Source organism: Klebsiella sp. 141251 (assembly GCF_050600725.1).
GTDB classification, from domain to species: Bacteria; Pseudomonadota; Gammaproteobacteria; order Enterobacterales; family Enterobacteriaceae; genus Klebsiella; species Klebsiella aerogenes.
In genome coordinates, this window is record NZ_JAQIRG010000014.1 from 1 (window position 1) to 12605 (window position 12605).

Annotated in this window: 11 protein-coding genes and 2 tRNA genes; 10 read left to right on the top strand and 3 right to left on the bottom strand. The window is 55.7% G+C overall.

Features of this window, described 5'->3' with window-relative positions; translation table 11 throughout:
• Positions 1–12 precede the first annotated feature (12 nt).
• Together PGR09_RS22890 and PGR09_RS22895 are read left to right on the top strand one after the other, a co-directional pair.
• Positions 13–89 (top strand) — tRNA-Asp (locus PGR09_RS22890).
• A gap of 52 nt (positions 90–141) precedes the next feature.
• Positions 142–217, top strand: a tRNA-Trp gene (locus PGR09_RS22895).
• Positions 218–319: 102 nt separating this feature from the next.
• Here PGR09_RS22895 and hdfR read toward each other — a convergent pair.
• Positions 320–1141, bottom strand: a complete 822-nt coding sequence (gene hdfR, locus PGR09_RS22900; RefSeq protein WP_045395539.1) for an HTH-type transcriptional regulator HdfR — start codon at positions 1139–1141, stop codon at positions 320–322.
• 118 nt (positions 1142–1259) lie between these two features.
• On the opposite strand from hdfR, the gene PGR09_RS22905 reads away from it, so the two are divergent.
• Positions 1260–1598 (top strand): DUF413 domain-containing protein, encoded by a 339-nt coding sequence (locus PGR09_RS22905; protein ID WP_045362345.1) that lies wholly within the window; start codon positions 1260–1262, stop codon positions 1596–1598.
• A 24-nt stretch (positions 1599–1622) separates the two neighbouring features.
• On the opposite strand, the gene PGR09_RS22910 is transcribed toward PGR09_RS22905, so the two are convergent.
• Positions 1623–3143 (bottom strand): YifB family Mg chelatase-like AAA ATPase, encoded by a 1521-nt coding sequence (locus tag PGR09_RS22910; RefSeq protein ID WP_047045661.1) that lies wholly within the window; start codon positions 3141–3143, stop codon positions 1623–1625.
• Between the two features lie 354 nt (positions 3144–3497).
• Here PGR09_RS22910 and ilvL point away from each other — a divergent pair, with 354 nt between their 5' ends.
• From ilvL to ilvA, 6 genes are all read left to right on the top strand, one after another.
• Positions 3498–3596, top strand: a complete 99-nt coding sequence (ilvL, locus tag PGR09_RS22915; protein ID WP_001311244.1) for an ilv operon leader peptide — start codon at positions 3498–3500, stop codon at positions 3594–3596.
• Positions 3597–3736: 140 nt separating this feature from the next.
• Positions 3737–5383, top strand: a complete 1647-nt coding sequence (gene ilvG / locus PGR09_RS22920; RefSeq protein WP_049056423.1) for an acetolactate synthase 2 catalytic subunit — start codon at positions 3737–3739, stop codon at positions 5381–5383.
• Complete coding sequence (ilvM, locus tag PGR09_RS22925) at positions 5380–5637, top strand: acetolactate synthase 2 small subunit (protein WP_015368897.1); 258 nt, start codon at positions 5380–5382, stop codon at positions 5635–5637. Before ilvG ends, ilvM begins: the two co-directional genes overlap by 4 nt.
• A gap of 19 nt (positions 5638–5656) precedes the next feature.
• The gene (locus PGR09_RS22930) at positions 5657–6586 is read left to right on the top strand and encodes a branched-chain amino acid transaminase (protein WP_008807980.1); all 930 of its coding nucleotides are present in this window, start codon (positions 5657–5659) and stop codon (positions 6584–6586) included.
• A 60-nt stretch (positions 6587–6646) separates the two neighbouring features.
• Positions 6647–8497 (top strand): dihydroxy-acid dehydratase, encoded by a 1851-nt coding sequence (gene ilvD, locus PGR09_RS22935; RefSeq protein WP_015368896.1) that lies wholly within the window; start codon positions 6647–6649, stop codon positions 8495–8497.
• Positions 8498–8499: 2 nt separating this feature from the next.
• Positions 8500–10044, top strand: coding sequence for a threonine ammonia-lyase, biosynthetic (ilvA, locus tag PGR09_RS22940; protein ID WP_015368895.1), 1545 nt, complete (start codon positions 8500–8502; stop codon positions 10042–10044).
• On the opposite strand, the gene ilvY is transcribed toward ilvA, so the two are convergent.
• On the bottom strand, positions 10041–10931 hold the full coding sequence (gene ilvY, locus PGR09_RS22945; RefSeq protein ID WP_015703964.1) for an HTH-type transcriptional activator IlvY: 891 nt from the start codon (positions 10929–10931) through the stop codon (positions 10041–10043). The genes ilvA and ilvY overlap by 4 nt on opposite strands.
• Before the next feature lie 155 nt (positions 10932–11086).
• Here ilvY and ilvC point away from each other — a divergent pair, with 155 nt between their 5' ends.
• Positions 11087–12562, top strand: coding sequence for a ketol-acid reductoisomerase (gene ilvC / locus PGR09_RS22950; RefSeq protein ID WP_015703965.1), 1476 nt, complete (start codon positions 11087–11089; stop codon positions 12560–12562).
• Positions 12563–12605: the final 43 nt, after the last annotated feature.

A 12605-nucleotide genomic window follows, 5' to 3' on the forward strand; every position in this document is an offset into this window, starting at 1 on the left:
AAAAAATTCGGTGGAGCGGTAGTTCAGTCGGTTAGAATACCTGCCTGTCACGCAGGGGGTCGCGGGTTCGAGTCCCGTCCGTTCCGCCACTTATTCATATTAAGCCTGCTATATTAGCGGGCTTAATAGCGAGAAAGATTTAGGGGCGTAGCTCAGTTGGTAGAGCACCGGTCTCCAAAACCGGGTGTCGCGAGTTCGAGTCTCTCCGCCCCTGCCATATATAATCCTTTGCTTCGGCAAAGGATTTTTTTTGTCTTTAATTTCTTCCCTCACACTGCCTTTCTTGCCTTTTGGTCACTCCATCCATGGAGTCAGATCGCTATTCCAGGATGCTGCTTTTCAGGATCTCGCGAATATGTGCCTGCTTATCGCTATTTTGTAGCCAGATGGCATACAGAGGACGTGAAAGCGTCGCGCTATCGGTCACCGTGTGCAGGCCGGTTTTCTGCTGTGCCCAACTAACGGGTAACCAGGTACAACCGTTCAGCGTACTGAGTTGCTGATAAGCCAGTTCGGCGGAGCTCGTTGTCAACAGCGGCACATCGTCGCTACCGATCAAACCCGCTTCGTTTTGCTGGAAGTCTGGTCCCCATTCCAGGCGCAGATAGTTCAAATCATTCTTATTTTTTCCCGGCGCGGCACAATAGAGCGCCAGGGTGAAATGACCCAATAACTGGCTGCTTAATTCATCCATCTTCGGTGATTCAGTGGTGATCAGGAGATCGAGCTGGCGTTCATGCAACTGCTTTACTAATGACTGGCGCTGGGCTATCCGCGCCTCAAATTGCAGGTTATAGGGATCGTTGTAGAGTGTCCCCAGCCAACCGTTCAACAGGCATTCCCACAGCGATGCGCTGGCGCCGATCGAAAATTCATTATGGCGAGAAGAGTGGGCGACCTCCTTACGCGCGGCCTGCCAGGTATTCATCAACGTTTCGGCATAGGGCAACAGTTTCTCGCCGGCTGACGTCAGGCGAATATTGTTACGATGGCGGGTAAATAGATTCACGCCCAACTGGTTCTCCAGCTGACGAATGCGGAAGCTAACCGCTGATTGTGTTAAATAAAGCGCTTCCGCTGCCCGTCCAAAGTGGCGAGTTCTGCTCACTTCAAGGAAAGTTTTGAGCAATTCCGTGTCCACACTCTTCTCCGCAAAATTATTTGTCGTGATGATTTAAATGTTTTGTTTGACGCTCTGTCAAGCGTAACTAATACTCCGCGCCATAAATAGCTCGGCCAAAGAATCAGGAGCGTGTAGGATGGCGGAAAGCTTTACGACGACTAATCGTTTTTTCGACAATAAAAATTATCCACGCGGGTTCTCCCGTCACGGTGATTTCACCATCAAAGAGGCGCAACTGCTTGAACGTCATGGTTACGCCTTTAATGAGCTGGAATTGGGTAAACGCGAGCCTGTTACCGAAGATGAAAAACAGTTCGTTGCGGTATGTCACGGCGAACGTGAGCCAGTAACCGACGCGGAACGCGTTTGGATTAAGTATATGGCGCGAATCAAACGTCCGAAGCGTTTTCATACCTTATCTGGCGGCAAGCCGCAGGTTGAAGGCGCTGAAGACTACACTGAAAGCGACGATTAAAAAAAAAGGGCGAAAGCCCTTTTTTTATGCCATCAGCGTCTGCAGGTGATTTAACATGCGGTCGATAGCCCGGTAGCTTAGCGCCTCCTGCAAATGATGACGTTCAATATCCCTATCCTCATTAAGATCGGCGATAGTACGCGCAACTTTCAGTAAACGTTGCCATGCGCGGATTGAAAGCCCTAATAGTGACAGCGTCTGTTCCAGCCATATCGCGTCGTCTTCTTTCAGCTTGCACCAGACTTTTATCTCCCCGCTATCCAGTTGCGCGTTCAGTTTATTCTGCCGTGCGAGCTGTCTGTCGCGCGCCGCTAATACCCGTAGTCGGATGGTGGCGCTTCGCTCTTCGCCGCCGCCACCCCGGCTTAATACGCCCGGCGGAGGGAGCGGAATTTCAAGCGAAAGATCGAAGCGGTCGAGAAATGGCCCTGATAATCGGCCCAGGTAGCGTAGGGTCTGTTCCGGCGTGGCCCGATTATGCTGACCCTGATAATGTCCTGTTGGGCTGGGGTTCATGGCGGCAATCAGCTGAAATCTTGCGGGATAATCAATCTTAGCCCGAGTGCGGGAAAGATGAATTTTTCCTGATTCGATGGGCTCTCGTAGTGCATCCAGAACCCGACGTTCGAATTCGGGTAGTTCATCAAGAAACAGAATACCGTTATGTGCAAGGGAGATCTCTCCAGGGGCCGGGATTGAGCCGCCGCCGACCATCGCCGCTAGCGAAGCGCTATGGTGAGGGGCGCGAAAAGGCCGCCGACGCCACTGGCGCGTGACGTAATGAGCATTGACGAGGCTGAGAATAGCCGCGCTTTCCAGCGCTTCCTGGTTGGTTAGCGGCGGTAAAAGCCCCGGTAAACGGCTGGCGAGCATCGTCTTTCCTGTCCCCGGCGGACCCATCAAGAGCAAATTGTGACCGCCAGCTGCGACTATCTCCAGCGCGCGTTTTCCCTGCTGTTGGCCAATGACATCGCCGAGATCGTCATAATCATTGTCGTCTGTCGCGATTTCGCCAGCTGGCGGCTGCAGAGTATGTTTCCCCTCCAGAAACGCGCAAACTTCCTGCAGGTGTCCGGCTATAAGGCACTCATTGCCGCCAATCAAACCGACCTCTTCGGCATTATCTCCGGCAACGATGATCTTCCTCCCGGCTTTTATTGCCTCCATAGCGCTGGATATAGCCCCTGGAACGCCGCGTAACGCGCCTGTAAGGGCTAATTCGCCAATAAACTCATACTGATTAAGTTTCGGTGCGGCAAGCTGCTGCGAAGCGACCAGGAGCGCGAGAGCAATAGGTAAATCATATCTCCCTCCTTCTTTGGGCAGATCGGCGGGTGCGAGATTGATGGTTATCTTCTTCGCTGGAAAGCTGTAGCCGCTGTTAATAATGGCGCTACGTACCCGATCGCGGGCTTCCTTTACCGTGGTTTCCGGTAGACCGACCATCGTCAAGCCGGGGAGTCCGTTGCTGATATGGACTTCGACAGTAATTAGCGGCGCGCTGACCCCGAGCGCCGCGCGGGTATAGACAATTGCGAGTGACATAACGCCTCCTGAGCGGAATGATTATGTCTATTCAAACGGTTTCATAAACCTGTGAATATTTAACTTTACGTTGCCTGTTCCAGACAATTACCTGCAAAGTTTTGCATTTTCATTGTCTTGGGAGTACGCGCGCAAATCCGTCATGAAGCCGTTTTAATGCCGTGAAACACTGCAGCAAACGCGAGAATAAGCTGAATTTTTTTCATTTTATTTTTTTCTTTTTAAAAACAACTGGTTTAATAAAAATCGTTAGCAAGATCAGAAAATGGAACATAAAAAAATCTTGTGCTTAATGTGATGTCTGTGGTAACTCTTTAGGTATTCCTTCGAACAAGAAGCCAGAAAGAACAGAAAATGACAGCCCTTCTACGAGTGATTAGCCTGGTCGTGATTAGCGTGGTGGTGATTATTATCCCACCGTGCGGGGCTGCACTTGGACGAGGAAAGGCTTAGAAATCAAGCCTTAACGAACTAAGACCCCCGCACCGAAAGGTCCGGGGGTTTTTTTATAACTTAAAAAACATAAGCGAGGAGCAGAAGATGGGTTTTAGCATAAAATTCTGTTTCTCCCGATCTATGACGGGGAAGTAACTATGAACGGGGCGCAGTGGGTGGTACATGCTTTGCGAACACAGGGTGTCGATACGGTATTTGGCTATCCGGGTGGCGCGATTATGCCGGTTTACGATGCATTGTATGACGGCGGCGTGGAACACCTGCTGTGTCGACACGAGCAGGGCGCCGCAATGGCCGCTATCGGTTATGCCCGCGCGACCGGCAAAACCGGAGTCTGCATCGCCACTTCCGGCCCTGGCGCCACCAACCTGATCACCGGTTTGGCGGATGCGTTACTTGATTCCGTGCCTGTTGTTGCGATCACCGGCCAGGTGGCGGCGCCGTTTATCGGCACCGATGCTTTTCAGGAAGTGGACGTTCTCGGTTTGTCGCTGGCCTGCACCAAACACAGTTTCCTGGTGCAGTCGTTGGAAGAGCTGCCGCGCGTGATCGCGGAGGCTTTCCAGGTGGCAAACTCAGGCCGTCCTGGCCCGGTACTGGTTGATATCCCTAAGGATATCCAGCTGGCTAAAGGCGAATTAGATCCGCATTTCTCTACCGTTCCTGACGATGTTGAGTTTCCTCACGCAGAAGTCGAGCAGGCGTTAGCGATGCTTGCGCAGTCCCATAAGCCGATGCTGTACGTGGGCGGCGGCGTCGGAATGGCGCAAGCGGTACCGGCCGTGCGCGAATTTCTGGCGGTGACGCAGATGCCTGTCACCTGCACCCTGAAAGGGTTGGGCGCCGTTGCCGCGGATTATCCGTATTACCTTGGCATGCTCGGTATGCATGGCACCAAGGCGGCAAATCTGGCGGTGCAGGAGTGCGATTTACTGATTGCCGTCGGCGCCCGTTTTGATGACCGGGTGACCGGCAAGCTGAATACCTTTGCCCCGCACGCCAAAGTAATCCATATGGATATTGACCCGGCCGAGCTGAACAAACTGCGCCAGGCGCACGTCGCCTTAACTGGAGATTTAAACGCCATGCTGCCAGCGTTGCAGCAGCCGTTGGCCATCGATGCGTGGCGCGAGCACAACGCGCAGCTGCGCGCGGAGCACGCCTGGCGCTACGATCATCCCGGCGAAGCAATCTACGCGCCGCTGTTGCTCAAGCAGCTTTCCGATCGCAAACCGGCGGATTGCGTCGTGACGACCGATGTCGGCCAGCACCAAATGTGGTCGGCCCAGCACATGACCTATACCCGTCCGGAAAATTTCATCACTTCCAGCGGCCTGGGCACCATGGGCTTCGGCCTGCCGGCAGCCGTCGGCGCGCAGGTGGCCCGCCCGGACGATACGGTTATCTGTATCTCCGGCGATGGCTCTTTCATGATGAACGTGCAGGAGCTGGGCACCGTTAAGCGCAAGCAGTTACCGTTGAAAATCGTGCTGCTGGATAACCAACGTTTAGGTATGGTTCGCCAGTGGCAGCAGCTGTTCTTCCAGGAGCGTTACAGCGAAACCACGCTTACCGATAATCCTGATTTTCTTACGCTGGCCAGCGCTTTCGGCATTCCAGGCCAGCACATCACCCGTAAAGACCAGGTTGAAGCGGCACTCGACACCATGCTTTCGAGCCAGGGGCCATACCTGCTTCATGTCTCAATCGATGAACTTGAGAATGTCTGGCCGTTGGTGCCGCCCGGCGCCAGTAATGCAGAAATGCTGGAGAAATTATCATGATGCAACATCAGGTCGCTTTACAGGCTCGCTTCAACCCCGAAACCTTAGAACGCGTGCTGCGCGTGGTGCGCCATCGCGGTTTTCAAATCTGCTCAATGAATATGGAAACCGCGTCGGATGCGCAAAACATAAATATCGAACTGACCGTTGCCAGCCAGCGGCCCGTCGAATTACTGTTTAGTCAGTTACGCAAACTGGTCGACGTCGCCTGCGTCGAGATCCAGCAACCCACATCACAACAAATCCGCGCCTGAGCGCAGAGGAATAAAAAAAATGACGACGAAGAAAGCTGATTACATTTGGTTCAATGGCGAGATGACTCCATGGGGCGAGGCGAAAGTACACGTCATGTCCCACGCGCTGCACTACGGGACTTCGGTATTCGAAGGTATCCGCTGCTACGATTCTCACAAAGGGCCAGTGGTGTTCCGCCATCGTGAACACATGCAGCGTCTGCATGATTCAGCCAAAATCTACCGTTTCCCGGTTTCTCAGAGCGTTGACGAGCTGATGGAAGCCTGCCGCGAAGTTATCCGTACCAATAAACTGACCAGCGCTTATATCCGTCCGCTGGTGTTTGTTGGCGATGTTGGCATGGGCGTTAACCCGCCGGACGGTTACAAAACCGACGTTATCATCGCGGCGTTCCCGTGGGGTGCATACCTTGGCGCAGAAGCGCTGGAGCAGGGGATCGATGCGATGGTTTCTTCCTGGAACCGCGCGGCGCCTAACACCATCCCAACCGCAGCGAAAGCGGGCGGCAACTATCTCTCCTCTCTGCTGGTCGGCAGCGAAGCGCGTCGTCACGGTTATCAGGAAGGTATCGCGCTGGACGTTAACGGCTATATCTCCGAAGGCGCAGGCGAAAACCTGTTTGAGGTGAAAGATGGCGTGCTGTTTACTCCGCCGTTTACCTCTTCCGCGCTGCCGGGTATCACCCGCGACGCCATCATCAAGCTGGCGAAAGATCTCGGTATCGAAGTCCGCGAGCAGGTGCTGTCCCGCGAATCTCTGTACCTGGCGGATGAAGTGTTCATGTCCGGTACCGCTGCGGAAATCACGCCGGTACGCAGCGTTGACGGTATCCAGGTCGGCGCAGGCCGCCGCGGTCCGGTGACCAAACGCATTCAGGAAGCCTTCTTTGGCCTCTTCACCGGTGAAACGGAAGATAAATGGGGCTGGCTGGATCCGGTAAGTAAGTGATTAAAAATGGGACGGCACGCACCGTCCCATTGCATAAACAGAGATGGGAGTAAAAAGAGCATGCCTAAGTACCGTTCCGCCACCACCACACATGGCCGCAATATGGCGGGCGCCCGCGCGCTGTGGCGCGCAACCGGGATGACCGATGCCGATTTCGGCAAACCAATCATCGCCGTTGTTAACTCCTTTACCCAGTTTGTTCCAGGGCACGTGCATCTGCGCGATCTCGGCAAACTGGTTGCCGAGCAGATTGAAGCTGCGGGCGGCGTCGCTAAAGAATTCAACACCATCGCGGTGGATGATGGGATCGCCATGGGTCACGGGGGTATGCTCTATTCACTGCCATCCCGCGAGCTCATCGCCGATTCAGTCGAGTACATGGTTAACGCCCACTGCGCCGATGCCATGGTCTGTATCTCCAACTGTGACAAAATCACCCCGGGGATGCTGATGGCCTCCCTGCGGTTGAATATTCCGGTGATCTTTGTTTCCGGCGGCCCGATGGAGGCCGGGAAAACTAAGCTGTCTGACAAAATCATCAAGTTGGATCTGGTTGATGCCATGATTCAGGGGGCAGACCCGAAAGTCTCTGACGATCAGAGCGAACAGGTGGAGCGTTCCGCCTGTCCGACCTGCGGTTCGTGCTCGGGGATGTTCACCGCGAACTCAATGAACTGCCTGACCGAAGCATTAGGTCTGTCGCAGCCGGGTAATGGTTCTCTGCTGGCGACCCATGCCGACCGTAAAGCGCTGTTTCTCAACGCCGGTAAACGTATCGTTGAACTGACCAAACGCTACTACGAGCAGGACGACGCTTCCGCGCTACCGCGCAATATCGCCAGCAAGGCGGCATTTGAAAACGCCATGACTCTCGATATCGCAATGGGCGGCTCAACCAATACCGTACTGCACCTGCTGGCGGCGGCGCAGGAAGCCGAAATCGACTTCACCATGAGTGATATCGACAAGCTGTCCCGCAAAGTGCCGCAGCTGTGTAAGGTGGCGCCGAGTACGCAAAAATACCATATGGAAGACGTGCACCGCGCCGGTGGCGTGCTGGGTATTCTCGGCGAGCTGGATCGCGCGGGGTTACTCAACCGCGATGTTAAAAACGTCCTTGGCCTGACGCTGCCGCAGACCCTGGAACAGTACGATGTGATGGTGACCCAGGACGACGCGGTGAAAAAAATGTTCCGCGCCGGTCCGGCGGGGATCCGTACTACCCAGGCGTTCTCGCAGGATTGCCGCTGGGATACGCTGGATGACGATCGCGCTGAGGGATGTATCCGTTCTCTGGAACATGCCTACAGTAAAGACGGTGGCCTGGCAGTATTGTACGGTAACTTTGCCGAAAACGGCTGTATCGTCAAAACCGCTGGCGTCGACGATAGCATCCTGAAATTTACCGGCCCGGCGAAAGTTTATGAAAGCCAGGACGAAGCGGTTGAGGCTATCCTCGGCGGCAAAGTCGTGGAAGGCGACGTCGTGGTTATTCGCTATGAAGGGCCGAAAGGCGGGCCGGGAATGCAGGAGATGCTCTATCCGACCACCTTCCTCAAGTCCATGGGTCTTGGCAAAGCGTGCGCGTTGATCACCGATGGCCGTTTCTCCGGCGGCACCTCCGGGCTTTCCATCGGCCACGTATCGCCGGAAGCCGCGAGCGGCGGCAACATCGCTATCATCGAAGATGGCGACATGATTGCTATCGATATTCCGAACCGCGGTATCCAACTGCAGCTCAGCGATGCCGAAATCGCCGCCCGTCGCGAAGCGCAAGAAGCGCGTGGCGATAAGGCGTGGACGCCGAAAGACCGCGAGCGCCAGGTCTCCTTCGCGCTGCGCGCTTACGCCAGCCTCGCGACCAGTGCCGACAAGGGCGCCGTGCGCGATAAATCAAAACTTGGGGGTTAATCATGGCCGAGTCGCAACCCCTATCCGCCGCCCCTGAGGGGGCGGAGTATCTCCGGGCGGTACTGCGCGCGCCGGTTTATGAAGCGGTGCAGAAAACCCCGCTGCAAAAAATGGACAAGCTCTCTTCGCGTCTCGATAACGTTATCCTGGTGAAACGCGAAGACCGCCAGCCGGTGCATAGCTTTAAGCTGCGCGGCGCCTACGCGATGATGTCCGGCCTGACGGCGGAACAAAAATCAAATGGTGTGATCACCGCTTCGGCGGGTAATCATGCGCAGGGCGTGGCGTTTTCTGCCTCCCGGCTGGGTGTTAAGGCGCTGATCGTGATGCCGGTAGCGACCGCCGATATCAAAGTCGATGCCGTTCGCGGCTTTGGCGGCGAAGTGCTACTGCACGGCGCCAACTTTGACGAAGCGAAAGCCCGCGCGATCGAGCTGGCGCAGCAGCAGGGTTTTACCTGGGTGCCGCCGTTCGATCACCCGATGGTTATCGCCGGTCAGGGAACGCTGGCGCTGGAGCTGCTGCAGCAGGATGCCCACATTGACCGCGTATTCGTCCCGGTTGGCGGCGGCGGTCTGGCGGCAGGCGTGGCGGTGCTGATCAAGCAGCTGATGCCGCAGATTAAAGTGATAGCGGTGGAAGCGGAAGACTCGGCGTGTCTGAAGGCGGCGCTGGATGCCGGCCACCCGGTGGATCTGCCGCGCGTCGGTTTGTTCGCTGAAGGCGTGGCGGTGAAGCGCATCGGCGATGAAACGTTCCGTGTATGCCAGGAGTATCTGGACGACATCATCACCGTTGATAGCGATGCTATCTGCGCGGCGATGAAAGATCTGTTCGAAGATGTGCGGGCGGTAGCGGAGCCCTCCGGCGCGCTGGCGCTGGCAGGGATGAAAAAGTATATCGCCCAGCATAACATCCGCGGTGAGCGTCTGGCTCACATCCTGTCCGGCGCCAACGTCAACTTCCACGGACTGCGCTACGTTTCGGAGCGTTGCGAGCTCGGGGAGCAGCGCGAAGCGCTGCTGGCGGTGACGATACCGGAAGAGAAAGGCAGCTTCCTTAAGTTCTGTCAGCTACTAGGCGGCCGTTCGGTTACCGAGTTCAACTACCGTTTTGCCGATGCCAAAGATGCCTGTATTTTCGTTGGCGTGCGGCTGAGCCGCGGGTTGGATGAGCGCAAAGAGATCCTCGATCTGCTAAGCGAAGGCGGCTACAGCGTGGTCGATCTTTCCGATGACGAAATGGCGAAACTGCACGTGCGCTATATGGTCGGCGGACGACCGTCTAAACCGCTGCAGGAGCGCCTGTTTAGCTTCGAGTTCCCGGAATCGCCTGGCGCGCTGCTCAAGTTTCTGCACACCCTGGGCACCCACTGGAATATTTCGTTGTTCCACTATCGCAGCCACGGCACCGATTTTGGCCGCGTTCTGGCGGCGTTTGAGCTTGGCGAGCATGAGCCGGACTTCGAAACCCGTCTTAATGAACTGGGCTACGAGTGTCATGACGAAACCCATAACCCGGCGTTCCGCTTTTTCCTCGCGGGCTAGTGGTTAGGCAGTATTTTCCAGAACGCATCAATAAGCGGCTCGTACAGCCGCTTTTTTTGTGCGCAGACGCCCAGCTCAAATGGCGTTTTCTCATCGCTGCGATCGAGGATCATCACGCGATTACGTACCGGCTCGGGGCTGTTTTCCAGCACCACTTCCGGCAGTAGCGCCACGCCGCAGCCGAGGGCGACCATAGATACCATGGCTTCATGGCCGCCGACGGTGGCGTAAATGGATGGATTGCTGATTTTATGGCGGCGGAACCACAGCTCGATGCGGCGGCGCACCGGCCCCTGATCGGCCATGATAAACGGCACCGTTGCCCAGTCGGGATGCTCGACCGTGACCTGATTGCGCACCGGGCAGGGTAACGCCGGGGCAATCAGCACCACCGCAAGATTTTCCAGCATCGAAAACGCCACCGAGCCCGGCAGCGTCTCCGGCTTACCAGCAATGGCCAGATCGGCTTCTCCAGTGACCACTTTTTCCATCGCATCAGCGGCGTCGCCGGTCGATAACTTTATCTCTACCGAAGGATGCGCGGCGCGAAAGCGGTCGAGAATCGGTGGCAGATGGCTGTAAGCGGCGGTCACGGAGCAGAAAATATGTAGCTCGCCGGAGAGTGACGGCCCCTGCTGGTCGATGGCGTGGCGCAGTTGCTGATACTGCAATAAAGTCTGCTGGGCAAAGGTGCGGAGTTCTTCGCCGGCCTCGGTTAGGGTCACGGTGCGATTATCGCGAACGAACAGCGGCTGGCCGAGGTCCTCTTCCAGGCGTTGAATCTGCCGCGAAAGCGTGGAGGGACTGACATGCATAGCCCGCGCGCTGCGGCCAAAATGGCGGCTTTCCGCCAGATGCAGAAAGGTTTTCAGATCGCGTAAATCCATGGCTCAATCCCCTGAGAATAACGTTGCAGTTATTGCAATGTGATGTTGTGAATATATCAATTTTCGCAACGAAATTCCTGTCATATAGTGGGTTCATTCTCGCAAAACGCGAACCGAACAATAAGCACGACAACACAACATCACGAGGTATCACCATGGCTAACTACTTCAACACACTGAATCTGCGCCAGCAGCTGGCTCAGCTGGGCAAATGCCGCTTTATGGGGCGCGATGAATTTGCCGATGGCGCAAGCTATCTTCAGGGTAAAAAAGTAGTCATCGTCGGCTGTGGCGCGCAGGGCTTGAACCAGGGTCTGAACATGCGTGACTCCGGCCTGGATATCTCCTATGCGCTGCGTAAAGAAGCGATCGCCGAGAAGCGCGCATCCTGGCGTAAAGCGACGGAAAACGGCTTCAAAGTGGGTACCTATGAAGAGCTGATCCCGCAGGCTGACCTGGTCGTCAACCTGACTCCGGACAAACAGCACTCTGACGTTGTGCGTTCCGTACAGCCGCTGATGAAAGACGGCGCGGCGCTGGGTTACTCCCACGGCTTCAACATCGTTGAAGTGGGCGAGCAGATCCGCAAAGACATCACCGTGGTGATGGTGGCGCCTAAGTGCCCGGGTACCGAAGTTCGTGAAGAGTACAAACGCGGTTTCGGCGTACCGACGCTTATCGCCGTCCACCCGGAAAACGATCCGAAAGGCGAAGGCATGGCGATTGCCAAAGCCTGGGCAGCGGCGACCGGCGGCCATCGTGCGGGCGTTCTGGAATCCTCCTTCGTGGCGGAAGTGAAATCTGACCTGATGGGCGAGCAGACCATCCTCTGCGGCATGCTGCAGGCGGGTTCTCTGCTGTGCTTCGATAAGCTGGTGGCTGAAGGTACCGATCCGGCCTACGCGGAAAAACTGATTCAGTTCGGTTGGGAAACCATCACCGAAGCGCTGAAGCAAGGCGGTATCACCCTGATGATGGATCGCCTGTCTAATCCGGCGAAACTGCGCGCTTACGCACTGTCCGAACAGCTGAAAGAGATCATGGCGCCGCTGTTCCAGAAACATATGGATGACATCATCTCCGGCGAATTCTCTTCCGGCATGATGGCTGACTGGGCGAACGACGACAAAAAACTGCTGACCTGGCGTGAAGAGACCGGTAAAACCGCGTTCGAAACCGCGCCGCAGTATGAAGGTAAAATCGGCGAGCAGGAGTACTTCGATAAAGGCGTACTGATGATTGCAATGGTGAAAGCGGGCGTTGAACTGGCCTTCGAAACCATGGTTGATTCCGGCATCATCGAAGAGTCCGCTTATTACGAATCGCTGCACGAGCTGCCGCTTATCGCCAACACAATCGCCCGTAAGCGTCTGTATGAAATGAACGTGGTTATCTCCGATACCGCAGAATACGGTAACTACCTGTTCTCTTATGCTTGCGTACCGCTGCTGAAAGAGTTCATGACCACTCTGCAGACCGGCGACCTGGGCAAAGCGATTGCCGAAGGCGCGGTAGATAATGCTCAGTTGCGCGACGTGAACGAAGCGATTCGCAGCCACGCTATCGAAGCGGTGGGTAAAAAACTGCGCGGGTATATGACCGATATGAAGCGTATCGCGGTTGCCGGCTAATAAAACAAAAGGTGCGGGCGGATGCCCTCACCCCAACCCTCTC